The organism is Candidatus Ozemobacteraceae bacterium (assembly GCA_035373905.1).
Lineage (GTDB): Bacteria > Muiribacteriota > Ozemobacteria > Ozemobacterales > Ozemobacteraceae > MWAR01.
In genome coordinates this window covers 75,789-100,424 of record DAOSOK010000006.1, presented here as the reverse complement: position 1 = coordinate 100,424, position 24,636 = coordinate 75,789, and the positions used below count along the sequence as shown (strand labels likewise).

The 24,636-nt window shown below is 59.8% G+C and carries 17 protein-coding genes; 15 read left to right on the top strand and 2 right to left on the bottom strand.

Annotated elements, in window-relative coordinates:
- Positions 1-41: 41 nt before the first annotated feature.
- Together PLU72_04345 and PLU72_04340 are read right to left on the bottom strand one after the other, a co-directional pair.
- Entirely contained in the window at positions 42-1,919 is a 1,878-nt protein-coding gene (locus tag PLU72_04345) for a hypothetical protein (GenBank protein HOT27398.1), read from the bottom strand.
- Between the two features lie 36 nt (positions 1,920-1,955).
- On the bottom strand, positions 1,956-4,106 hold the full coding sequence (locus PLU72_04340; protein HOT27397.1) for a DnaB-like helicase C-terminal domain-containing protein: 2,151 nt from the start codon (positions 4,104-4,106) through the stop codon (positions 1,956-1,958).
- Between the two features lie 243 nt (positions 4,107-4,349).
- On the opposite strand from PLU72_04340, the gene PLU72_04335 reads away from it, so the two are divergent.
- The 15 genes from PLU72_04335 (at position 4,350) to PLU72_04265 (ending at position 24,101) form a co-directional block, all read left to right on the top strand.
- Positions 4,350-6,074, top strand: a complete 1,725-nt coding sequence (locus tag PLU72_04335) for a BamA/TamA family outer membrane protein (GenBank protein ID HOT27396.1) — start codon at positions 4,350-4,352, stop codon at positions 6,072-6,074.
- 40 nt (positions 6,075-6,114) lie between these two features.
- Positions 6,115-6,732: an OmpH family outer membrane protein gene (locus tag PLU72_04330; GenBank protein ID HOT27395.1), complete on the top strand. Its 618-nt coding sequence runs from the start codon at positions 6,115-6,117 to the stop codon at positions 6,730-6,732.
- 75 nt (positions 6,733-6,807) lie between these two features.
- Positions 6,808-7,902 (top strand): UDP-3-O-(3-hydroxymyristoyl)glucosamine N-acyltransferase, encoded by a 1,095-nt coding sequence (lpxD, locus tag PLU72_04325; GenBank protein ID HOT27394.1) that lies wholly within the window; start codon positions 6,808-6,810, stop codon positions 7,900-7,902.
- Entirely contained in the window at positions 7,899-8,543 is a 645-nt protein-coding gene (locus PLU72_04320; protein HOT27393.1) for a hypothetical protein, read from the top strand. The genes lpxD and PLU72_04320 overlap by 4 nt, the downstream gene beginning before the upstream one ends.
- 9 nt (positions 8,544-8,552) lie before the next feature.
- Complete coding sequence (gene lpxC / locus PLU72_04315) at positions 8,553-9,848, top strand: UDP-3-O-acyl-N-acetylglucosamine deacetylase (protein HOT27392.1); 1,296 nt, start codon at positions 8,553-8,555, stop codon at positions 9,846-9,848.
- Between the two features lie 32 nt (positions 9,849-9,880).
- Positions 9,881-10,693 (top strand): acyl-ACP--UDP-N-acetylglucosamine O-acyltransferase, encoded by an 813-nt coding sequence (gene lpxA / locus PLU72_04310; GenBank protein ID HOT27391.1) that lies wholly within the window; start codon positions 9,881-9,883, stop codon positions 10,691-10,693.
- A 129-nt stretch (positions 10,694-10,822) separates the two neighbouring features.
- Positions 10,823-11,512, top strand: a complete 690-nt coding sequence (locus PLU72_04305) for a hypothetical protein (protein HOT27390.1) — start codon at positions 10,823-10,825, stop codon at positions 11,510-11,512.
- Between the two features lie 153 nt (positions 11,513-11,665).
- Complete coding sequence (locus PLU72_04300) at positions 11,666-12,058, top strand: flagellar biosynthesis anti-sigma factor FlgM (protein HOT27389.1); 393 nt, start codon at positions 11,666-11,668, stop codon at positions 12,056-12,058.
- Between the two features lie 8 nt (positions 12,059-12,066).
- Positions 12,067-12,558 (top strand): flagellar protein FlgN, encoded by a 492-nt coding sequence (locus PLU72_04295; protein ID HOT27388.1) that lies wholly within the window; start codon positions 12,067-12,069, stop codon positions 12,556-12,558.
- Between the two features lie 200 nt (positions 12,559-12,758).
- A complete protein-coding gene (flgK, locus tag PLU72_04290) occupies positions 12,759-14,762 on the top strand; it encodes a flagellar hook-associated protein FlgK (GenBank protein HOT27387.1) in 2,004 nt (667 codons plus the stop codon).
- A gap of 56 nt (positions 14,763-14,818) precedes the next feature.
- Positions 14,819-17,848: a flagellar hook-associated protein FlgL gene (gene flgL, locus PLU72_04285; protein HOT27386.1), complete on the top strand. Its 3,030-nt coding sequence runs from the start codon at positions 14,819-14,821 to the stop codon at positions 17,846-17,848.
- Positions 17,849-17,869: 21 nt separating this feature from the next.
- Positions 17,870-18,370 carry a flagellar assembly protein FliW gene (gene fliW / locus PLU72_04280; protein ID HOT27385.1) on the top strand — a complete coding sequence of 167 codons (501 nt, stop codon included), beginning with the start codon at positions 17,870-17,872 and terminating at the stop codon, positions 18,368-18,370.
- Entirely contained in the window at positions 18,370-18,621 is a 252-nt protein-coding gene (csrA, locus tag PLU72_04275; GenBank protein HOT27384.1) for a carbon storage regulator CsrA, read from the top strand. The genes fliW and csrA overlap by 1 nt, the downstream gene beginning before the upstream one ends.
- Before the next feature lie 179 nt (positions 18,622-18,800).
- Positions 18,801-21,416 carry a flagellin gene (locus tag PLU72_04270; GenBank protein HOT27383.1) on the top strand — a complete coding sequence of 872 codons (2,616 nt, stop codon included), beginning with the start codon at positions 18,801-18,803 and terminating at the stop codon, positions 21,414-21,416.
- A gap of 453 nt (positions 21,417-21,869) precedes the next feature.
- The gene (locus PLU72_04265) at positions 21,870-24,101 is read left to right on the top strand and encodes a flagellin (GenBank protein HOT27382.1); all 2,232 of its coding nucleotides are present in this window, start codon (positions 21,870-21,872) and stop codon (positions 24,099-24,101) included.
- Positions 24,102-24,636: the final 535 nt, after the last annotated feature.

The following is a 24,636-nucleotide window of genomic DNA, read 5'->3' as shown; positions in this document are numbered from 1 at the left end:
GGCGGGTTTCAAACCCGCCCCTACAGGAGCCACCGGATGGATCAGGGTTCGAAGAGGATGCCTTGGATGGACTTGGCGCTGTCGGAGTCGGCGTATTCGAAGATGGCGAGATACCTCCCGCCCCGACGCAGTTCGTCGATGTCCTCGCCCTTGAAAACCCAGCCCTTGCCCTCTTCCTCCCGGCCGACGATGCGGCCGCCGCCGAGAAGCGTCATCTGAGGAAGGGCGATCAGATTCAGGTTTGCGCTGGTGATCCAGTCTTCGGACCTGTTCGCGTAGACCTCGGCGACGAGCGCGGCGAAGTCGCGTCGGCGCGGCACCCGTTTCGATTCGCGAACGGGAAACGCGTTGAACAGACGCTCGCTTTCCGGCGCGGGGCGCTTCCCAGCGGCCGTCTTCTCGCGAGAGGATCCGCGTTCCGTTTTCGGGGCCGGTCGCTCCTTTTCCGAAGAGCCGGACTCGCCGCCGGGGAGTTCGTTCGGCTTCAGCCAGTCGCCGCGTCTGTATTTGAGCGACAGCGCCCACGGGCGGCCGAGGATTGCCTTGACGAACGTCTGGTTCTCGCCTTCGAGCCGCCCCTGTTTGAACGCTTCGGCTTCGCCCATGACATACCGGGCCAGCAGGTAACCCAGGCGCTCCTTGAGCAGGGGGGAAAGCTGCCTGTCCACGGCGATGCCGAGCAATTCCTCGAGAAGATCGTCTGCGACCCTGCGGCCGGCGTACAGTTCCGTTTCGAGGGCCAGCACGCGAGAGAACAGTCGGTTTGCCCTTGTCATCATGCCGCCGCGGGCGATGGGAACGAGGGCTTCGCGGGCCTTGTCGAAATCGCCGCTGTGAAACCGGACCAGGGCCTCAAAAAAGGTCGCATCGCCCGGCAGCCATCGGGGAAAGATGTTCGCGGCTGTCGTGTATTTTTCCTTCGCGTACGGCCCCTTCAACTGTTTCAGCATCGACGCCACGATCCGGGCCTCCATGCGCCACGTGTCGTCGTCGGTCGTTTCGGCGAGCCGGTCGTATACCCCTTCCAGCACCCAGAGCGCCTCTTCGACGGTCGGATAATCCTGCGGCGGAACGATCCTGAACCGCTTCAACAACTCGGCCGCCTCTTCATATCGCCCCATCATGGCCAGCACGAGGCCCTTCATGTGCATCCATGCGTAGTCGGCGCGCGCGGAAAGCGGCGTCAGTGCCGGCATGGGCGTGAACGTGTATTCCGAGACGAGACCGTACGCCTCAGCGACCTCACCGCCCAGGGCGAGGCACTCGATCAGCTTCAGCCGCACCTCGCGCGGGGTCAGCTCCTTCCCGAACAGGCGGAAGTCGCTCTTGTAGTCGGGGGCGATGCCGATGCAACGCCTGAACGCATTCACCGCCGTCCAGAGGCTCTCGCGGTGCTCGCTGCCCTTCTGCGTCAGCATCTTCTGCGTGTAGTAATATCCTTTGACGAACTGCAGGTCGGCATCGAGCGACTTCGTTTTCCAGCCCGCCTCGCAGCTTCTGAGCCACTTTTTCGCCTCGCGCAACGTCTCCTGGACGGGCTTCACGTCGAGCACGAAGAACGGCTCGGGGCGGTTCGCCAGGTATTCGCCTTTGAGGATGTTGCTTTGATACTGCTTGCGGGCCTTCAGCGTGCAGGCGAGAACGAGATACATCCGGGACTTGTCGATGATCTCGCCCGACTTCGCGTCTTTCTCGGCGCTCTGGAGCACCCGGATGATTTCGTCGAGGTCGCGAATGTCGTAGGCGCGCTCGTTGATCGTCTCGAGCTTCTCCTTGGCCGAGTAGAAATACTGCTGCGGCGTGATCTGCATCAGGCCTGACTTGCCCGCCGAACAGCCGGTGAGAAGAGCCGAAACGCCCGCCGCCGTCAGAAATGCACAAAATGCTTTGACTATATATCTTGTAAAATAATTATTCATGTGCCCTCCGGGGCGATACGTTTCCGGCAGTGCGGTTCAGACGTTCTTGAGCTTGATCTGGACGCGGCCTTTCTGCAGCGCGTTGTCTTTTTCCTTGTCGAAGAAGATGATGTAGTTGCGCTCGATCAGGTCGTTGACGAGCGACTCGATCTTGCTGAACCGGAACCGGTCGTCGTCGTATTTGGGGCCGAGTTCGATGAACTTGTTGTCCTCGATGAAGAACAGATACTGGAGGGTCGAGTAGATGCCTTCCGGTGCGTCGCGGTTCTTGTCGAGATACAGGTTGACGACGTCGACCTTCGGAACGCGGGTCGGGTCTTTGCCCATCTCTTCGGCCTTGTGCATGAGCTGGTTGTGCAGCTCCTTCGTGTCGCCCCAGTCTTTCGCCTGGATCATCGCGCAGTCGAGATCGTATTCGAGGTCGCCCGACCCCTTGCAGTGATACATCGTCGGGCGCTCGGGGCTTTCCGTCGCGTCGATCATACAGCCTTCCTTCGACAGCGAGCTGATCGTCATGATCGGGTTGTTCAGCTCGATGGATAGCGCCTTCAGCTCGGTCGAGATCTCCTCGACCTTGAATTTTTCGTCCATGTAGGCCCGCGAGAGCGGCATCTTCTGGATGTAGTCGACGAAGATCATCAGATCATGCGTGTTGAAGTCCTGCATGACGTTGTAAGCGTAGGTGCGGATGCGGTCGATGGTGTCGGCCTTCGTCGCCTCGACGATGTAGAAGTAGTCCATGTAGGACTGCATCCGCTTCCAGCCGCCCATGAACTTCGCGTCCATGATCATGTCGGAGCGGACCTTCTTGCGTTGGAGGGAGTCGGGGTTCAGTCGGCTCTCCTTCGCGAGGAGGCGGTAGGTCAGGTTTTTCTTCGTTTGCTCGTATGTGAAGAACAGCACGGGAATTTTGCAGTTCGTCGCGACCGAAGTTGCCAGCTCGAGCGTGAACGTCGTCTTGCCGCGCCGCGGCGCGCCGGCGATCGCATACATGAATCCCTTGCGGAAGCCCGAGACGGCGACGTTCAGGTAATGGAACGGCTCGAACGAGTAGCCGATGATCTCGACCTCGCCCTTCACTTCCCGCTCGTCGATATCCTTGATGATCTCGCGCATCTCCTCTTTCACCAGGTTGATGCGCTTGGTGGCCTTCGCCTTTTGGACGTTTCGGATGTCTTCGATGACCGTCGTGGTGAAATGCTCGATGGCAATCGGCTTGTTCGGGTCGGGATTGTCGATGAACTCGTGTATATTGGTCGCTATTTCCTTGAGCCGGCGCTTGAGCGCCTGCTCCTTCATCAGTTCGAGGTAATGCAGCACCTGGTCGAGGGTGGGGGAGGGCTGTGCGATGACCCGGTTGAGGTAGTTCTGCATCGGCAGATCGAACAAGCCCTGGTGCTTCAGTTTGTTTTTGATGATGATCTTGTCGATCAGCGAACCGTCACGATTCTCTTCGCGCAGGGCCATGATGGCCTTGCAGATCGCTCGGGAATACGACGTCGAGAAGAGGTCGGCGATCAGCCCCTTGGAGGCGGCCGCCTCGAGAATGTAACTGTCGTTGAGAAGACCGGCGAGAACCGAGCACTCCATCTCCTCGTCGCCGAGGCCGGTGATCTTCGAGCTGAACACGCTCGTATCCTGCCCCGGTTGCTCCCCGCCAAGAACCGCCTTGGCATCGGCAACCCCTTTTCTCTGGACCAGGAACGCCTGGGAATCGCGCTCCGGTGCTGAGGGCGCGACCGGAAGCGGCGATGGCCGTTCGGAAGGAACGTGCGGGCCTGCATCTCCGACGACGGGCGGCGATGCTGGCGGAAGGGGTGAGCCTGCTCCGGCTTTCGCCCGAAGTCCGGCGAGGACGGAGCCACCGGACGGTTGGCTCGGCAGAGGAGGGAATGAAGGGAGATCGGGGGAAAGCGGCGTCGGGGCAGGAGAGGGCGGGAGCGGTGAACCCGGATGGGAGCTCCCTGATACGCCGGTCGTCGGAGCCGGCGAAGGCGGCGCAGGAACCACGGGAGGCGGTTCGCTCGGGCCGGCCTGCGGCTGGGAGGGCGGCACGGGCGGAACTCCGTCCGTCCGCTTCTGGAGAAGATCTTTGAAGGAAAATCCGCCGGGGGCGGCGGGGCGCTGACAGAACGGGCATTTCCCGCTCAGGGGAAGTTCGCGATTGCATTCAGGGCATTTTGCCACGGGTATTCCTCCTCACGACAATCAGGTATCTAGCATAAATCATGCGGAAAATCCTGACAAGGAGCGTTGTTTTCCGGAGCGGTTGGAATGCGGCGCATGTTTAGCCGATATATATGTGGATGACCGTGCCGGTGCACCGACGATGTGGACGGAAAACGGCATCCTGAGCCGCTTCCTTGACATTCTCCGGAACGGTGCGTATCATGCCCATGCTCAGCCTAGTCTATCCATAGAAGGAGTGCTATGACCCCGAGTCGCACGACCGTTTCCAAACTCCTGATCGGCGCTTTCTGCTGCCTCGTCCTGCTGGCCGGCACCGCTTTCGGATTCGAAAGCAACCTCGTCGTCGGTTTCAAGGTGGAAGGCAACAAGATGATTCCTGAATCCACGATTCTCTTGAATATCAAGATGAAAATCGGGGACCGCCTCGAGCAGAACGATGTCCAGGCTGAGATCGCCCGGCTCGGCGAAATGGGATACTTCTCCTACGTCGGCGCCGAGATTCGCAACGACGAAAAGGGCAAGCTGCTCGTCTTCAAGGTTGAGGAAAACGCGATCATCGACAGCATCGAGATCAAGGGCTGCACCAAGGTTTCCCACGAGAAAATCGAGAAGGCCATGGAAAGCCGCATCGGCACGGTCTTCAACTCGAAGCTCCTGACCCAGGACATCCAGAACATCAACGAACTGCTGGCCCGCGAGGGCTTCCTGTTCTCCAAGGTCAGCGACGCCTACGTGAAGGACAAGGGCTCGAAGATCTTCGTCGAGATCACTGAGGGCATTCTCTCGGAGATCCGCGTCGAGGGCCTGAAGAAGACCAAGGAAAAGGTCGTCCGCCGCGAGCTGACCGTGAAAACCGGCCAGGTCTACGACAACAACAAGATCGTGCGCGACCTGCAGCGCATCTACAACCTCGGCTTCTTCGAGGAAGTGAAGCGCGACCATCTTCCCGGCAAGAGCCCCGAGGAGATCGTCCTCGTGATCCAGGTCGTCGAACAGAAGACCGGCAGGGCGGGCGTCGGCGGCGGCTACAGCTCGCTGAACGGCCTTGTCGGCTTCGCGAACCTTTCCCAGAACAACTTCAAGGGCGAGGGAAAGCGTATCTACGGGAAGACCGAGTTCGGCGGCGTCCAGACGTTCGAGATCGGATACTTCGATCCGTGGCTGAACGACAAGCCCCGGAGCTTCGGCATCGATTTATATAATACAAAATATACAAGAAACCTCTACAATCTCGGCAACACTCTCACGGAATACGACGAAGAGCGCAAGGGCGGCAACATCACCCTCGGGCGGCGCATCCGCCGCGACGTTGACCTGTCGTTCCGGTTCCGCGACGAGGACATCAACCTGACGCCCACCGACGAGACCCTCGCCGCGGCCCCGGTCGGGGTCATGAACGGTCGCCTCCAGAGCCTGGGCGCGATTCTCGACAAGGACACCCGTGACAATCGCTTCCGCCCGTCTGGCGGCCTGCACGACACGCTCTGGGTCGAGACGACCGGCGGCCTCCTTCGCGGGGCCAACCAGTACACCAAATACGTTCTGTCCCTCCGGAGATATATTCCGATTTCGAACAACAAGAAGACCGTGTTCGCCGTGCAGGGCGTGGGCGGCCGAACCTCGATCGGCGAAGGATTCGTGCCGGTCTACGACATGTTCTCCGTCGGCGGCAGCGACACGGTCCGCGGCTACCGCGAGCGCGAGTTCCTCGGGACGAAGCTGCTCTACGGCAACTTCGAGTTGCGGCAGAACATCGCGAAAAACTTCGACGTGGTCGGGTTCTACGATGTCGGCAGCGCCTGGGGGCTCGACTACTTCCGCCTGTCCAAGGACTTCGACGCGAAAGCCGGCTACGGCATCGGCATCCGCCTCCAGACCCCGCTCGGGCCCGTTGCCGTCGACTACGGCAAGGCGACGGACCGCGACGAGGGCCGCACCTACTTCAACTTCGGCAGTTCCTTCTGACGTTCAGAGCTTAATCAATACATAAGGAGATCCCTCCCCCATGAAGAAGACATTCCTGCACCTCGGACTGGCGGCCGCTTTGCTGGCTCTGCCTTCGGCTTGTGCTGCCTTCAGCTTCGGCTACGTCGATGCCGGCAAATTGTTCGCGAAATACTCCGAGACCCAGAAGACCAAGACCTTCCTTGAAAGCGAGAAGGCCAAGCTTCAGAAAGATCTGGACACGCGCAAGAAGCAGGTTTCCGACCTCGACGCGAAATACGTCGAGATCGCCAAGAAAATGCAGGACCTGCGCGACGCCAAAAAGGAGGCCGAGGCCAAGGCGCTCGAGCCGCAGCTCCGCGCTCAACGCGAGGCGCTCGCCAACGCCAACTCCGAACTTCAGAAGTTTTTCGAAGAGTCGCAGAAGCGCCTCTACGAACTCGAAGAAGAGAAGATGGGCGGACTTTCGAAGACCCTCGATGACAAGGTGGATGCCGTGATTTCACGGATCGCCAAGTCCAAGAATCTCGAAGCCGTGTTCGAAAAGCGCTTCTGCTACTTCGGCGGCGTCGATATCACCGACGACGTCCTGGCCGCCCTCAACGGCGGCGCGGCTCCCGCTGCCGCCCCCGCTGCCGCTCCCGCAGCCGCTGCTCCGGCCGCGAAGAAGGGCAAGTGACCTGAATCCCCTGGCGCCCGCGCCGACCGATGGCGCGGGCGTTTTCTCACACAAGAGGCAAGAGGACTGGAGCGCATGACGCACCCGCATTCCGACACCGGAAACAGGCAGGCCCCCGGAAAGAGCGTTTCCCTGGCCGAGCTTGCGATGCTTCTCGGCGGCCGCCTCGACGGCGCTGCGCCGGGACCAGCCATCGCCGGAATTGCCGCTCTCGCCGATGCGACATCTACGGATATCACCTTCCTCTCCGATGCGAAAAACTATGCAAAGCATCTCGAACAGTTGAAGGCGACCCGCGCCGCGGCCGTCATCGCCCCCGAAAAGGCCGGCGAGCTGCCCCTGCCGTCGATCAGGTTCGCGAACGCCTACGACGGCTTCCTCAAGGCCCTCCGATACTTCCATCCCGAAGCCAGGCCGAAGCCGGGCATTCATCCGACGGCGTTCGTCGACGAATCCGCCGACGTCCACCCCACGGCGATCATCGGCCCCATGGCGTTCGTCGACGCCGATTCCGTCGTCGAGGCGGGAGCATGGATCGGCGCCCAGGCGCATGTCGGGCGTAACGCGTACGTCGGTGCCGATGCGAGACTGCATCCGGGCGCAAAGCTCCTCCACGGCTGTCGCGTCGGCCCCAGGAGCGCCATTCACGCTGGTGCCGTCATCGGAAGCGACGGGTTCGGCTACCTGACAACGGCCGAAGGCCACGCGAAGATCCCGCAGGTCGGCAATGTCGAGATCGGCGCCGACGTCGAGATCGGGGCGAACGTCACCATCGATCGCGCCACGATGGGCAGCACCCGCGTGGGCGACGGCACGAAAATCGACAACCTGGTCCATCTCGCTCACAACGTGGTGGTTGGAAAACACTGCATCATCGTCGCCCAGGTCGGCGTTTCCGGCAGCACCGTCCTCGAAGACCGCGTGACCCTCGCCGGCCAGTCGGGAACGGTCGGTCATGTCACCGTCGGCCGCGGCAGCACGATCGCCGCCCGCGGGGTCGTCACGCAGGACGTGCCGCCGAACAGCATGATGTCGGGCTTTCCCCTCAAGCCGCATATGGAGGAAAAACGCGTCATGGCGGCCGTCCGCAAACTTCCCGAACTCGTCAAAACGGTCAGGGAGATCCAGGCCAGGCTCGGCGTCGAAGCAACAGAGGAAGAAAAGGAATGAGGCGAACCGGTATTTTTCAACTCCTGACGGCTCTTGTTCTGGTGATCACCCTCTCTGGAGGGACCTCGGAGGCGGCCGGAAATCCCCGTCTGCGGTATCTCGGCTCGTCGAATATCTCGCTGCCGACGGCATACATGATGGGCGAAACCTCCTACATCAACGATGCCGGACATAACATGGTCATGTACACCCAGAAGGCCCAGGGAAAGCTCGTGGAATTTTCTCTGTTACGCCATCTGAACGATGCCGAATCCGGAAAGAACGTCGTCAATTTCAAACTGAATCTTCTCGAGGAAGATACGATGATTCCGAATATCGTCTGGGGCGTGGGCGACGCCGGGATGACCCTCGGGTCGCGCGTCTTCTACTTCGCCGGTTCAAAGACGTTCGAAGCCTTCGCCGCGACGGTGCATGGCGGTTTCATCAAGGACCCTGTCACGACCGAAAAGAAGACCTTCGTCAGCGTTGAAAAGACGATCCTGCCCCTCGTCATCGTAGCTGGAGAACGCGTGGAGGGGCAGACGTCCTACGGGATCAAGATGCGTCCGTATCCCGGCGTCAGCCTCGAATATGCCCGCCGTGACGACGAGGATGGCGGCGAAGATGCAATATATAAGCTTCAATATATTAAATCCTTCTGACGGGAACCGATGACACATCCGCCCGAACAACGCACGATCCGCAAGCCGGTCACGCTCTCCGGCGTCGGCCTGCACACCGGACAGCCGGTCACCTTGACGTTCAAGCCGGCCGACCCGGATTCCGGAATCGCCTTCCGGCGGATGGACCTTCCGGGCACGCCTCTCGTTCCGGCCAACGCGGCGCACGTGAAGGAAGTGCTGCGCGGTACGACGATCCGGGGCGACGGCGACGCCGTCATCCATACCGTCGAGCACGTCATGTCCGCCTTGTACGGCATGGGCGTCGACAACGCCCTCGTCGAGGTCGACAGCGCCGAACCGCCTGTTCTCGACGGGAGCGCGCTACGGTTCGCCGAGGCGCTTCGCGATGCCGGGATCGTCGGCCAGGGCGTTCCCGCCCAGATCTGCGATGTCCGCGATATCTGCGCGTTTTCGGAAGGCGACAAGAGCATCGTGTTTCTTCCTTCCGATCGGTTTGAGATCTCGTTCCGCCTGTCGTACAAGGACAACATCATCCCGCCGCAATCCGTCCATCTCGTCGTCGACGAGTCGACCTTCATGGACCGGATCGGCCGGGCCCGCACCTTCGGCTTCGAATACGAGTTCGACATGCTGAAGGAAAAGCGGCTCGCCCTGGGCGGCAGTCTCGAAAACGCCGTCGTGGTGAAGCGCGACGGATCGATCATGAATCCCGAAGGCCTCAGGGATGCCCAGGAGTTCGCGCTCCATAAAATGCTCGACCTGATCGGCGACCTGGCCTTGACCGGACGCCGCATGAAGGGGCATATCATCGCCTGCCGCACCGGCCATGCCTGGAACGTGAAACTGGCGCAACGGTTGTGCGCGGTGTATCATCAGCAGAAGGAAAGGACCCACGCCCGTATGATGACGATCGAAGAAATCAAGCAGATTCTGCCGCATCGGTATCCGTTCCTGCTCGTCGACAGGATGCTGTCGATCGAACCCGGCGTCTCCGCCGTAGGATACAAGAACGTCACGGCCAACGAGGAGTTCTTCAACGGTCATTTTCCCCAGCGGCCCGTCATGCCCGGCGTCCTCATCGTCGAGGCGATGGCGCAGGTCGCCGGCGTCCTCTTCCTGTCGCAACCGGAACACAAGGGCAAGATTCCCTTCTTCTGTGGCATCGACGGGGTCCGCTTCCGGAAACCGGTCGTGCCTGGCGACAGGCTCGAAATGCATGTGAAGGTCCTGAAAGTTCGCGGCGCGACCGGCAAGGTGCAGGTCGAAGCGAAGGTCGACGGCGAGACGGTCGCCGACGGCGAACTCATGTTCACGATCGTCTGATCGTCAAACCAGCGAGAAAAGGGTAACGCATCATGAGCATACATCCCACCGCCATCATCGCGCCGGGAGCGAAAATTCATCCGACGGTCGAGGTGGGGCCGTATACGGTCATCGGGCCGAATGTCGAAATCGGCGAGAAGACCGTCGTCGGACCGAATTGCCATATCGAAGGATATACGACGATCGGCAGCGAAAACCAGATTTCCCCGTTCGTCTCCATCGGTTGCCCGCCCCAGGATCGAAAATTCGGCGGCGAAACATCCTATGTGAAAATTGGGAACGGGAACCATTTCCGCGAGTTCGTCACCGTCCACATGGCCGAAGGCGCCGGCAACGAGACCGTCATCGGCGACAAGAACCTGTTCATGGCATACGTGCACGTCGCCCATAATTGCCGGGTCGGCAGCAATGTCACTCTGGCGAACTGCGTCACCCTCGCCGGCCACGTCCATGTCGGCGACAAGGCCACCCTCGGCGGTTTCACCGGCATTCACCAGTTCTGCAAGATCGGCGGATTCGTCATGATCGGCGGCATGAGCAAGATCGTCAAAGATGTCCCGCCGTTCATCAAGATCGACGGGAATCCCGCCCGCGTCATTGGTCTGAACTCCGTCGGCCTTCGCCGCAACGGCGTGCCGCGCGAATCGCTCGATGCCATCCGAGCCGTGTTCAAGATGTTCTTTCGCTCCCAGCTCAACGTCACCCAAGCGAAGGAAAAACTGGCAGCGATGCCGGAAGCGAACGATCCCTACATCCGTCAGTTCATCGAGTTCCTCGGCACGAGCAACCGGGGAATCTACAAGCGGACCCGCGAAACCCCCTCGGAACGCGAAGCTTCCGAATAATTCTTCCGCATACCCCAGCGAAGACGCCGTCATCGGACGGCGTCTTCGTGCTTTCAGCTCCGAAAAGCCCTGTCATTCGGGTCACTGGTGAAGTAGACTGGAAGAAGAGTCTTGCGTGGGAGTTGCCGAATGCTGCAGCGTCTGTCGCTCTGGCTGAAAGCGGCCGTCGAAGCCTTTCTTCCGTTTTCTTGTCATGTCTGTCGCGTTCGGACGCCGCCGGGAAACATCCTTTGCGACGACTGCCGTCGGCGCATCGCAGCATCCATGCGCGAACCCGCGATCGTCGGAGATGTCGCCTGCAGATGCCCGGTCATGACGTTCGGCCCATATGTCCCTCCGTTGTCGGATGCCGTGAAAGCCGTGAAATACAGGCCGTCGGCGCGTCTCCTGTCCGCTCTCTCCGGAGAGATCCGCCGGGTCGCGACCAGAATCCCGACGACGGAACGGCCGGACATCCTCATTCCAGTCCCTCTTCACCCGAGTCGGGAGGCGAAGCGCGGCTTCAACCAGGCGCGCCTGCTCGCTGAAATCCTTGCAGAGTCCTGGCAAGCCCCCGTCTCGCCGGCGATCGTCCGAATCCGCAACACGAAGCCGCAGGCCGAGTGCGACGAAACGCTCCGGGCGACGAACCCGGCCGGCGCCTTCGATCTCGCTGAAGGCCTCATTCCTGCAGCCTTCGCCGGAAAGCGGCTGGCCCTGATCGATGATGTCGCGACGACGGGGGCGACCCTCGACGCTTGCGCGGCGGCCGTGGAGCGACTTCGGCCGGCATTCCTCCGGGCCGTCGTCTGGGCGCATTCCTACAGGCAGAGCGGTTGACTTTACCGCTCGATCAGCCTAGAATGGAAAAAATGTTCATCGTACGTACTAACAGTACCGGCATTTCGAGCCGATATCCGGTAATGGAGGCTTCCCCCGCGCAACCAGACCAAACACCAGGGGGAGACGTCTCGGGGAGTTCAGGAGGGAACCATGAAGGTCTCCAGGAATGACATTCAGAAGATCTATCAGGAGCAGGTCAAAAAGGCCAAGACCGAACAGTCGGGCGACGCCTTCGGGAAGATCCTGAAAGATACGACCGGCGGGGCCGAGGCTCCGAAGAAGACCTTCCATCCGCCCAGCGGAGTGAATGTCAATCAACCGATCATTGCCGGCAAGCCGGTGGCGGAAGCCGACCCGGTCAAAACGCTCGAATTCGCGGCCGAGGTCGTCGCAGGCCAGTCCGAAATCAGGGAAGAGAAGATCTCCCGCATCAAGGCCCTCTTCGACAAGGGCCAGTACAACGTTTCACCCGAAAAAGTCGCCGAGATGTTCACTACGACTGAAGAAGGGTATCGGACCCTCTTCAAGCCCTGGGAAGGCTGACGCGCGGCTTGAGCGAACAGGGGAAAAATCTCAAACAGATTCTGAGCGAGGAGCTGGAGATCTATCGCCGGCTCCTCGAGTTGTCTGAGCGCAAGAAAAAGCTGCTTCTCGAAAAATTTTCGACCGATCTCATCGACATCGTGAGCGAGGAAGAAAAACTCTCGGCGCGCCTTTCCGAACTCGGAGCATCGAGAGCCGACTGCCTGACGGCGATTGCCGGCCGCGCCAACGTCAAACTTGAAGAGGTTCTCGATCTTATCGATGACGCGAACCTCAAGTCCGACCTCTGGATGTTGGGCACTCAGCTGAGGGAGACCCTCGAGCAGATTCGCTCCATCAACGAAGAGAACCAGCGCCTGCTCGAACAGGCCCTCGAACTCACGCAGTACACCCTGAAACTCATCACTGCTCCGCCGAAGGAAGTCACCTACCGCCCGCCCGGCCAGCAGGGAACATCGCTGCCGCAGCGGCCGTCGGTCCTGATCGACCGGAAAGCATAACACCCCCTACAATATCATCTGAGACGGGCACTCTGGAATTCAGACTCCGGAGCGCCCGTTTTGTTTTCCGCGTTCGATGATTTTTCGCTCAACTCATGAACGTTATGAGCCGATAGTGATAATAGGGGAAAGTAGGCGATTCCCCTCCGTGGCCGTTTTGAACAGAAGATCGACGGCATGGACAGCCATAAGGAGGCGCCATGAGGGCCACATTTTTCGGCATCGAGATCGGCAAACGTGGAATCCTGACCCAGCGGTCGGCGATGGAAGTGACCTCGCACAACATCGCCAACGCCAACACCGAAGGCTACGCGCGGCAACGGGCGGTGCTCGCCGCCTCCGACCCGTGGTCGATTCCGAGTTTCATTTCGCAGACGTGCGCCCAGCAGGTCGGAACCGGCGTCGATGTCGTGAAGATCGAAAGCCTTCGCGACGCCTTCGTCGACGAGAAGATCATCCGGCAGAGTTCGATCCTCCAGGAAAAGACGACGGCCAACGACCTGATGAAGGAAGTCGAGGCGATCCTCAACGAGCCGAACGACATGACCCTCCGCAGCCAGATGGACAAGTTCTGGGCGGCCTGGGAAGAGCTTTCGTTGAACCCTTCAAGCATCGAGCTCCGTCAGAACCTGGTCGAACAGAGCCAGACCCTCATCGAGCAGTTCAAGGAAATCGATACCAACCTGAATGTCCTCCAGGGCGTCACCGATCACGCGACGAGCGGGAGCATCAGCGACCAGCTCGAAGACGCCGTGAAGCAGGTGAACAGCCTCTCCTCGCGGATCGCCGAGCTGAACGTCACGATCGAGCAGATGGAGGTCACCAACGCGAACGCGAACGACCTGCGCGACAAGCGCCAGCTGCTCGTCGAGGAGATGTCGAAGCTCATCGCCGTCGACACCACCTGGGATTCCGCCGGGCATCTCACCCTGAGGTCGGGAAACCAACTGCTGGTCGAGCATTCGTTCTCCCACGACCTGTACATCGTCACCAAGGACAAGTCGCTGCCGACGACGGTGAGCGGAAGTGCCGATTATCCCCGATTGTCCGACAGGCCCGACGTCGCCGAGGCGGTGTTCAACCACTCAGGATCGACCGGCCACATCACGCTGGACGTGGTGCAGACGGCAAAGGCGCACCAGGTCTACTCGTTCCTGTCGTATAACCCGCTGACCGGGCCGCTTTCCACTTTCGGCGTCACGAGCGGAACATTCTCGATCAACGGCCGCACCTTCTATCTCGATGCCGAAAAAACGTCGATGAAGGACCTCGCCGCGATGATCGACGCGGGGAACGTCGAGATCGACGCGACGCTGAACGAATCCGGCCAGCTCTGGATGACTTCCACCCTCACGGGGACCGAGCACAAGATGACGTTCGCCGACGGAACGAGCAACCTGATGACGGTGCTCAACCTCCAGCAGAACCAGGAAGCGCGCGATGCGATCTTCAATTACAACGGCAACCAGTTCGTGCGACAGGGAAACGTGGTCGCCGACGCCGTTCCCGGGGTGACCCTCATCATCAAGAGCCACGGCGTCGCCAATCTCGACCTCCACCCGACGGTCACCGGCGGCAAAATCAGCGCCCTTCTCGAGTTGCGCGACAACAACATCCAGGCCTACCGCGACAAGTTCAACGAGATGGCCTATCGGCTCATCTCCGAGGTCAACGAGGTCCACCGGAAGGGGTTCGGCCTCGACGGCGAAACCGGGAGAAACTTTTTCAGGGCCGTTTCCACGGATGACCCGAGCCTTCCCTACAAGAACGTCATCGCCAATCTGGCCCTGGAAGAATATATCGTAAGCAATACAAATGCGATAGCGGCAGCGCAGGGAACGCTCGAAAAGGCGACCGACAGACTGCCGACGTTCAACGGCGTCGGCGACGGCGGAAACGCGACCCTCATCGCCCAGATCAAGCAGAAATACTTTTTCAACGACGGGAAGGCGAATTTCGACGACTTCTACGGTTCGATCATCACCCAGGTCGCGACGCACAGCCAGCGGTACGAAACGCAGATGACGACTTCCCGGGACCTGATGACGCAACTGGAGTCGAAGCGGGACGAGATTTCCGGCGTGTCGCTGGACGAGGAACTCACGAACCTGATCAAGTTCCAGCACGCCTACAACGCGGCTTCCCGCGTCATCACCACGGTCGACGAAATGCTGGACAAGATCATCAACGGCATGCTCCGGTGACGGCGATAGATAATACCGACAAATATAGATAAGTTGGTCATGCAGGAGGCACATTCATGCGGGTTTCAAACCAGTGGGTCACGAAATCGTTCCTGACGGTTCTCAACAAGAACCATACGGCTCTGAGCAAGCTCCAGGTGCAGATCAGTTCGGGCAAGCAATACAGCCTCGCCTCGGAAAATCCCGTAAGTAACGCCCTTTCCATGGCTTACAAGACGCAGATCTCCGAAACCAGCCAGTACAAGAAGAACATCTCCACCACCACGACCTGGCTGAACAGCGCGGACTCCGCGCTGACGACCCTCGAGACGATTCTCCAGCGCGCCCGCGAACTGGCCGTCCAGGGGGCGAACGACACCCTCGTTCAGGCCGATCGCGATGCCATCGCGGCCGAAATAAACGAATTGATCAAAAACGTGGCCGATATTGCGAACACGAACGTGAACGGCGAATACATCTTCTCCGGCCACGACGTCCAGACGAAGACGATCGACCTCCTCGGCGGCAATCGGGCAGGCGCGATGAACGACATCATCACGTTCTCGACCGGCCAGCTGCGCCAGGATATCAATATCGGGAACAATGTCGACGTCACCTACGGCGGCGATTCGAAGAAGCTGACCGGGGAAATAGACCGCCACGTGCTCGCCACGCGCAATGTGACGGGCACCGAGCTGTTCTTCCGGAGCGGGACGATCAGCCCCCAGCCGATGTTCGGAAACGAACTCCCGACGCTCAACGGCATGATGCCGCTTTCCGTGCTGAACGACGGAAACGGCGTCCAAGCCGGCGTCATTCTCATCAAGGATTCCAACGGCATCGAGCGGAAGATCGATCTCTCGAACGTGAGCCGTCTCGAGGACGTTCTGTATCTCATCGGGCAGACCGGTTCCTTCAAGGCAGGAATCGAAGAAGTGCCTTCGGATACGGCCGCGGCTCTCGGAATCCACAAGAGCGGAGGGGCGGGAAACCTGATTCTTGGTTTGTCCGATCCGGCGATGCTCGATCGCGCCACCCCGCTGTCCAACCTGAACTCGGGGGCGGGCGTTCCGCAGGGCTTTCTCAGCATCAACACGCGCGACGGCAGGAACCTGCGCGTCGATCTTTCCGGCGCCGCGACCGTCGGCGACGTCATCGATGCGATCAACGCGGCCGACGGCGGCAACTCGGTCAGCGCCGCCTACGATTTCATCGGCAAGCGCCTGCAGATCGTCGATAACACGCAGGGAGCGAACGAGTTCTCGATCGAGTCGAAGCGGACCCAGTTGTATATCACGGACCTTCCCTCGCATACCGCGGCGGACCTGAACATCTTGCGGAACGTCGGGGGGGGGAGCCAGATCGTCCAGAACTACGATCCGGCTGTCGAGAACGAGAACACGCTTCTCAGCACGCTCAACGGGGGAAAAGGCTTCGAGACGGGGTATCTCGACATCACCGGTCATGACGGAACGACCACCCGGGTCGATCTGACCGCCGCCTCCACGATCCGCGACGTCATCGATGCGATCAACACCCAGACCGGCGGCGCGCAGACGGCGCTTCTCGATCCTACTTCGAAACGCCTCGTCATCAACGACACGACGGTGGGAACGGGTGACTTCAAAATCGAGGAAGTGAATGGAGCCCAGCCGGTTTCGGTACGCGACATGACGACGGTCGCGGCCAGCCTCGGCCTGCTTCAGCACTCCACCAACGGAACGATCATCGGCTCGGTGCTCGCGCCCGGCGGTCTGACCCCTGCCTCGCAGCTTTCGACCCTGACCCCGCCGCCTGAAATCGGGAAGATCGTCATCCGCGGCGGCGACGGTGAACCGGTCCCGATCGATCTCACGCAGGCCGCGACCATTCAGGACGTGCTCGATCGGATCAACGAGACGGGCAAGTTCAAGGCCGTCTGGGATTCGACCTACAACCGGTTCGAAGTCGCCGACGTGTCCGGCGCCGTCGGCGACAAGGGTTTCACGATCGAAGAACGCACGAACACGGCGCGCGACCTTGGCTTCCTTGCGGGCGCCATGAACCACACCACGAGCACGCTGACGGGAACGCCGATCACGTCGAAGGCGCTTCCGACGCTGCTCGGTTCCGTCGATCTCAATCCGGCGGTCGATGAATCAACCGAGCTTTCAGCGCTCAACTCGGGGCGGACCCTGAACAAAGGGGTGAATCTCGGCGTCATCCGTATCACCGACAAGGCCGGCAATTTCAAGGCTATCGACCTGCGCGGGGCGAAAACGATCAAGGACGTTCTCGACAGAATCAACGACCGCACGAACGGCATCGGCGTGGAAGCGCGGATCAATGCGAACCGCGATGGGATCGACATCGTCGACAAAACGGGCGGCTCCGGTTGGCTTCAGATCATCGACATCGGCGCTTCCGCGGCTGCCGACCTGGGGATTCTGGGAAAGACCATCGAAACGCAGATTCGCGGTTCCGACATCGATCCGGCGGTGACCGCATCGACGAAAATCGGCCTGTTGCGTGTCAACGAAGGCGGCGTTCCTCTCGGCAAGGTCTACGTGCAGAGCGGAGATTACTCGGGAACGATCGACCTGACCGGCGTGAAGACCGTCGGCGAGCTGATGGAAAAACTCTCGACGACGGATTCGAATTTCAACATGGCCGCATGGGTCGATTCCGACGGGAAGCATCTGAACATCACCAACACGAAGGGCCAGGCCTATATCAAGGTGCGCGATCTCGGCGAGACGGCCTCGGCCTCGGCGCTGGGCCTGGGGGGCTCCCGGAGCATCTTCGAGACCCTCGTGGATCTTCGCGACAACCTGTACCGGAACGATTCGAAGGCGATTTCCGAGGAAAGCATCAAGGTCATCCAGGAGGACATCGAGCGCGTCCTGAGAGTTCATGCCGAGGTCGGCAGCAGAATCAATAGACTCGAATATGCAAAGGAAAAAGCCGAGACGATCAACTTGAACCTAAGCAAAATGCTCTCGGAGGTCGAAGATATAGATATGACGGAAGCCATCACCCGGATGACCCAGTACGAAACTGCCTTCCAGGCCGCCCTGCAGACCGGGGCGAAGCTTCTCCAGACCACGCTCATGGATTTTCTGAGTTAAGGGGGGCACGGATCAGTCGCGATGAAGATTGCCACCGCACGATTTGGTGAGATCGAGGTCGTTCCGGAAGAAATCATCGAGTTTGCCGAGGGACTGCTCGGCTTTGAGGAATCACACCGGTTTGTCATTCTCAATCCTCAGGACGGAAGCCCCTTCAGGTGGCTCCAGTGCATCGAGAATGGCGATCTGGCCTTCGTCATCATCGAACCCCTGAACTTCATGTTCGAATACGATCTCAGCATTTCGGACAGCGATGCCGACTTTTTAGGCCTCAAGACCGCCGAGGATGCCGTTCTCTACGCGATCGTCACGATCCCGGAGAATCCCTCGGACATGACCGCGAATCTTCAGGGGCCGATCGTCATCAACGCGAAGACCCGCAAGGGGCGTCAGGTCATTTCCTCCAACAGCCGCCATTCGGTCAGGACGCGCATTCTCGACGAGATGAAGCGCCGCGCCGAGGAGATCCGCAAGGTCACCAACTCCCTCAACTCCTCCGAAAAAAAGGGGGGAGAGGGCTGATGCTCGTATTGACGCGGAAGATCAACGAGAAAATAATTATAGGTGATGATATAGAAATAGTCCTGGTCGACATCGGAAAGGACCAGGTCAAGATCGGCATCAATGCCCCGAAGACCGTGAAGGTCCACCGCTGGGAAGTCTACGAGGAGATTCAGCGCGAGAACCGCGAGGCGGCCAAGATCAAGTCGCTCGACGCGCTCAAGAACCTTCCTCTCGACATCTTGAAAAATTTCGGCAAGAAATCGAAATGATGTATTTCTTCATGAAAAACGGAGAAAAATAGAGATCGAGAGCGAATAAAGGGAAATTTTGTCGGATTCCGGCCTCATAAAAGAGAACGACGGAATCCGATGAAGATAATAGAGCAGGGGCAAAGGCTATTTCAGCCAAAATATAAAGGAGTCGCCCCTGTCAGTATGGAGGCAACCATATGGCCCTGAGAATCAATACCAATGTTACCGCTCTGTCCGCCCACCGGAATCTTGCAGTCAACGACAGCGGGCTCTCGAAGTCGATAGAGCGGCTCTCGTCGGGACTGCGCATCAACCGTGCCGCAGACGATGCCGCGGGATTGACCATCTCGGAAAAGCTGCGCACGCAGGTGCGCGGTATTTCGCGGGCCATCATGAACGTTCAGGACGGCGTCAGCCTCATCCAGACGGCCGAAGGCGCGCTGAACGAGATCCAAGCCATGCTCCAGCGCATGCGCGAACTGGCCCTCCAGTCCAGCAACGACACCCTCACCACCACCGACCGCCTGGAGATCCAGAAGGAAGTCCAGGAGCTGAAAAAAGATATCAATCGCATCTCGTATAATACCGAGTTCAATACGAGAAAGCTGCTTGACGGAACGGGTACCGCCGTCATTTCCACGAGCGACCCCGATAACCTCGACGCCGTCGTGACGGACCAGGTTCTCACCTTCTCGGACTTCTCCGTGGTCGTGTATCCCCAGACGACGAACGTGCCCGGCAAGGGGCAGGTCACCAAGTCCGGAACCTCACAACAGCAGCGGTCGAACATCTTCATGCGGACCGACGGTCAGATCGCTTCCGGCTCGACGACCCTCCAGTCGATCACCAATTTCACCGATAGAGATGGCTATTTTATTCTCGACACCCCCCAGACGCTCTACGTCCAGGGCGACAACCACCTGAACTCCTTCGTCATCAGCAAAGACCTCACGCTGGACCAGTTGGCTGAGCGCATGCAGGCCGCCATCACCAAGGATCAGCTCGGCAACGGCCTGAACTTCACCGGTTCCACGGTCGTCTTCAGCGACGAGGGCGAGACGAACGGCCAGCTGCTTGCCACCTCCGGCAAGAAGGGCCTCGTTGGCCGCATCAACTTCACCGGGGAGCAGAACCTCATCTCCGCTCTCGGCTTTGGCGAGGTCGTCGCCCCGGAAGACCCCGTCTACTCGATCGCCGTCACCAACCTCGGTCTGCCGGTCGGCGAACGCACGAGCACGACCACGAAGATCGCCGGCAGTCGCGCCGTGGGCCTCATCCAGGGAATCGACCTGGTGTTCACGCCGCCCACCCAGGCCTACGTGACCAGCCAGGCTGCGGTCCCCGCCATCAGGATCACTTCCGGGTTCACCTTTCAGGTGCAGGATTCGACCGGCATGGGCGCTTCGAACATCGTTTCCGTCACGATCACGACGGGAACCTTCAGCATGGAGCAGATCGCCTCGATCGTCGATACGACGCTTTCAACCTCGACCGCGGCGACCACCGTCCGTGTCCGACTGAATGATGCATCCGCCCTCGAATTCTATACCACCGACACAGGTTCGGGCGCGTATATCAATATCGCGAACGCCCCTGTCGGAAATGCCTTGGGAGTCGCCGATGGCCGCTACTCCGGGACCGGCGGAACCGGAGCTTCGACGACGGGAACCAATCCTCCGCTTCTCGACTTCACCTCTACCGCCTCGGGCGGCATCGGAAGTGTCGCGTTCACCGTCACGGATTTCCATTCCACCGCAGTCTATACCGTCAAGCTGACGGCAAACTTCACCGGCGGCGGTCTGGCTTCCCTCGTGCAGACCATCAACAACCAGCTCGCCGGAACCATGATCCGGGCCGAGGCCGTCGATGGCGTTCTTCGGATGAAATCTCTGGAGACGGGTTTCAATTCAGGATTCACGATTGCAACGGCAACCGGGACCATCGCGACGAGCCTCTTCATCAATTACGGAACCTATACCGGAGTCAACGGCAGCGCGGCCGTCCAGAGTTTCGCATTCAACGACAGCACCGTTGTCTACGGCTTCAACATCCCCGAATCAACCGCGACGGCCACGGCCGATCCTTTGCGGTTCTATGTTGCCGATCTCGACGGAAACGGCATGACGATCTCCGTTGCCGCAGGCACGGCCGGAGCTTCGTTCCTGGCGATCGGTGACCTGGCTCGAATGATCAATGCTCAGGCCAATGTAGCCGGGGTTCAGGTTGCTGCCGAAGTCGAAACGGCCACGCAGACGCTCAGGCTTTTCTCTTCCGTTCCCGGGAAAAAGGGGGAAGTGACGCTTTCGGATCTCGGCGGAGTGGCCGGCTCCATGAATACCCTTCAGAGCGTTCTGGGCATCACGCCTCAGACGTATGCGAACGGCATCGGTGATTACTCCTACAAGGTGCATGTCAAGGATACGTCGATCAGCTTCCAGATCGGCGCGAATCAGGGCGAAACCGAGAAGGCCCATATCTGTCGGACGGATGTGGTGGCCCTCGGGATCATGGATCTCGACCTGACGACGATCGCCTCGTCCGAAAACGCGATCACCCTCGTCGACCAGGCGCTTCAGAAGATCTCCTCCGAGCGCTCGAGACTGGGGGCGATCGAGAACCGCATGTTCTATACGACGAACAGCCTTCGCGTCGCCCTCGAGAACATGTCCGCCGCGGACTCCCAGATTCGCGATCTCGACATGGCGGGCGAAGTCATCAACCTCACGAAGTATCAGATCCTGCAGCAGGCCAGCAACTCGATGCTCGCCCAGGCGAACGTCTCGTCGCAGCGCGTTCTCGACCTGCTCAGATAAGGAGGCACCCCATGAAAAAGCGCACCTCGAAAACCACGCATTCAGGCGATCGCGCTCTTCGAACCGGGGATCTCATCTTCCGGTAACCAGAACGCTTGCCCAGACGAAAACCCGGTCTCTCCGCTGGAGAGCCGGGTTTTTCGCCTCGTGGGGCTCGATGAGATATTCAGAACTACTATTTTGTGGTAATGAAAATAATCGAAAAATGGGCTAAACGATGTGAAAAAAGAAAAAAATAAATGTTTTTCTGTGTGCCTTCGTTGAATATCGGCTAAAAATGCGCAAAAGAAACTGACCTGTTCGGACGATAAACATAATAGAGAATCGGGAAATTCTATCAATTCGACATGGAAGGGGGTTGGTAAAAGGGGCCAGTAAGGGGGCAAGTGGGAACAACTGATTTTTTAATCTGAGGCAAGGAAGCCTCTGATAACGATTCAAGGAGGAATCGATATGTCTCTCAGCATCAATCAGAACATCCTGTCGCTCAAAACGCACACGCAGCTTTCAACCACATCCAGCCGGCTCGAAAAATCCATCGAGAAATTGAGTTCCGGCCTTCGCATCAACAGGGCTGCAGACGACGCCGCAGGGCTCGCCATCAGTGAAAAGCTTCGCCGCCAGGTCAGGGGCCTGAGCCGTGCGGTGCTGAACGCCCAGGACGGCGTTTCGATGATTCAGGCCGCTGAAGGCGCGTTGAGCGAAACCCAGAGCATTCTGCAGCGCATGCGCGAACTGGCCATCCAGTCGAGCAACGACACGCTCACCAGCAATGACCGTCTGGAAATCCAGAAGGAAGTCAACCAGCTCCGCGATGACATCAATCGCATCGCGAACAACACCGAGTTCAACACCAAGAAGCTGCTCGACGGCAGCCAGACGGCGCTGATCAGCTCGAGTTCCCAGTATGTCGACGGCATGGTTACCGGCGTCGGCAAGGGCGGCGGCGATTTCGACGTCAGCATCACCCTGATGCAGGCTGGCATCAGCCAGATGCAGCGCTCCCAGATTTTCACCCTCAACGACGGCACCGGAGCCCTTGCCAAAGGCTCGACCCAGCTGCAGAGCATCGCCCAGTTCTATGACTCGAACGGCGTGTTCGTCCTGGCTTCCCCTCTGGAACTCTCTCTCAGCGGCAACTCAAAGACGACCTCCGTCTCGGTTGACGGCCAGATGTCGCTCGACCGCCTTGCGGCCGCCATTCAGAACGCGCTCATCGGCACCTCGGGGCTCGGCATTGCGAACTCGAAGGTCGGTCTTGTGAACACCGCCCAGACGGGCGTTGCGGGCATCGGCGGCTACCTCCAGATGACCTCGGGCGCCATTGGCGACGCCGGCGACGTGGCGTTGTCCGCCGACCAGGCGCTGATGTCGGCTCTCGGCCTGACCACGATTCGCCAGTCGAAGAACAACCTCGTGGAACTCACCTCGCGTGACGCTTTCGGAAACATCCGGCAGGTCCGCACGTCGGAAGACAAGGCGTCCGGCCTTCTCGAGGGAATCGATCTCCAGTTTGACTCGCAGGCGGCGCAGGTTGCAGGTATCGGAGGCCTCGAAACCGGGCTTCGGATCACGGGTGAGACGTTCACGATCTCTGCCGGCGGCGTCTGGAAGAGAATCAATATCGCGGCCGGCACCTGGACGATGGAAGGCCTGGCGCGCAGCATCAATGCCCAGCTCACCACCACCGCCGGCACCACCGGTGTGCGGTTCAGCGGCGTCTCGGCGATGGTCATCGACGGCCAGATTCGTATCATGTATGAACCCGTCGTTGCCGGTCGCGACTCGTCGTTCAACATCGTCAATGCCTCGGCGAACACGATTGGCCTTCTGAACGGTTCCTATAGCGGTTTTGCCCAGGGCTCCAAGGATGCCACCAAGGGCGTGTTCGGCTTCAGCCACTACGTTCTGAGTTCGCAGCTCGTATCGACCCTGTATACGGTGTACATCGAAGTCAACGACGGCGTTGTGTCCAGCACGTATATCGGCATTTCCGTCACCGACCAGATCCTCAGCCCCGACATGCTGGTGTTCGACACCTGGAAGTCGGAACAGGAAGAACTGCTTCGGTCGGCGGGCGTCCAGGTCCGGATCGACGCGGTCAACGGCGGTCTCGCCTTCACCTCGCTTCGCGTGGGAAAAGAGAACCTCGTCTCCGGCGGCACGAGCCTCAGCCAGGTGCGCGTCACGTTCGACGCGACCGCCATGGGCTTCGACAAGAAGTTCGGCCTTTCCAAAGATGCCACGGCGGTCGGCTACGGCGACAAGAACTTCCGGATGCACGTGGTCGACAACACGCCGCAGTTCCAGATCGGCGCCGATGAAGGCCAGAACATGAAGATCGCGATTTCGGAGATGTCGGCGAAGGCCCTCGGGGTGGACAATCTCGACCTGACCAGCATCGCCGGCGCTCAGAAGAGTCTTTCCAAGCTGAACAAGGCGATCGACAAGGTGTCTTCCGAGCGGTCCAAACTCGGCGCCTTCCAGAACAGGCTGGAATACTCGATCAACAATCTGAATACCACCAAGACCAACCTCAGCGCCGCCGAGTCGCGCATCAGGGATGCCGACATGGCGCTCGAAATGGTCGAGTTCACACGCAACCAGATCGTCTCCCAGTCCGGGACGGCGATGATGGCCCAGGCCAACCTGATCCCGCAGAACATCCTCCAGCTTCTGAAGTAACGCATCCTGCCGGTTCGTAACTCCTGCAAGGTGATCGTCACAGAGCCGGGCGAAGGGCCCTTCCTTCCCCGGCCGTGACACCGGGCGGTTCCCCGGTCCGGTCATCCGCAGGTCCACGGACAAGGCGGGATACCGCCCTTTCCGGATCTTCCGCGTATCCGCCCGTGCCCTCGGCGAAAGGTCCGGTTCCTCCCGGCGAAGTCTTGGAAATGCGGTTCTGAGATCCTGGACGTTGTCCCGCCGGGCCTGGAAGGAACTCCTTCCGGGCGTTCTTTGAGATGGTTCAAACGAATCGGCTGATACTGCCCTCGCGTGCGTATCAGCGGTTCCGAACAGGCAGGCACGCGATGTGCCGGTGTCGCTGACATGGAGGATGCGGCATCGGGCGCATGCGTACCTGGCGCCTGCCGGGGAAGCCCGCAGGCGCAAAGGCACCACGAATCCGCGTTGAAAGGAGGAGCCGCTCCCGGAAAAGGTCTGCATGGAAATTATATACTAAAAATTATAGAAGGATTCGAGGTAAGGAGGCCTCTAA

Coding starts and splice junctions, on each gene's coding strand:
- lpxC (HOT27392.1), top strand. CDS start 8,553: ATGACACATCCGCCCGAACAACGCACGATCCGCAAGCCGGTCACGCTC.
- csrA (HOT27384.1), top strand. CDS start 18,370: ATGCTCGTATTGACGCGGAAGATCAACGAGAAAATAATTATAGGTGAT.
- flgL (HOT27386.1), top strand. CDS start 14,819: ATGCGGGTTTCAAACCAGTGGGTCACGAAATCGTTCCTGACGGTTCTC.
- PLU72_04300 (HOT27389.1), top strand. CDS start 11,666: ATGAAGGTCTCCAGGAATGACATTCAGAAGATCTATCAGGAGCAGGTC.
- PLU72_04305 (HOT27390.1), top strand. CDS start 10,823: ATGCTGCAGCGTCTGTCGCTCTGGCTGAAAGCGGCCGTCGAAGCCTTT.
- PLU72_04330 (HOT27395.1), top strand. CDS start 6,115: ATGAAGAAGACATTCCTGCACCTCGGACTGGCGGCCGCTTTGCTGGCT.
- PLU72_04345 (HOT27398.1), bottom strand. CDS start 1,919: ATGAATAATTATTTTACAAGATATATAGTCAAAGCATTTTGTGCATTT.
- PLU72_04320 (HOT27393.1), top strand. CDS start 7,899: ATGAGGCGAACCGGTATTTTTCAACTCCTGACGGCTCTTGTTCTGGTG.
- PLU72_04265 (HOT27382.1), top strand. CDS start 21,870: ATGTCTCTCAGCATCAATCAGAACATCCTGTCGCTCAAAACGCACACG.
- lpxA (HOT27391.1), top strand. CDS start 9,881: ATGAGCATACATCCCACCGCCATCATCGCGCCGGGAGCGAAAATTCAT.
- lpxD (HOT27394.1), top strand. CDS start 6,808: ATGACGCACCCGCATTCCGACACCGGAAACAGGCAGGCCCCCGGAAAG.
- PLU72_04270 (HOT27383.1), top strand. CDS start 18,801: ATGGCCCTGAGAATCAATACCAATGTTACCGCTCTGTCCGCCCACCGG.
- fliW (HOT27385.1), top strand. CDS start 17,870: ATGAAGATTGCCACCGCACGATTTGGTGAGATCGAGGTCGTTCCGGAA.
- PLU72_04335 (HOT27396.1), top strand. CDS start 4,350: ATGACCCCGAGTCGCACGACCGTTTCCAAACTCCTGATCGGCGCTTTC.
- flgK (HOT27387.1), top strand. CDS start 12,759: ATGAGGGCCACATTTTTCGGCATCGAGATCGGCAAACGTGGAATCCTG.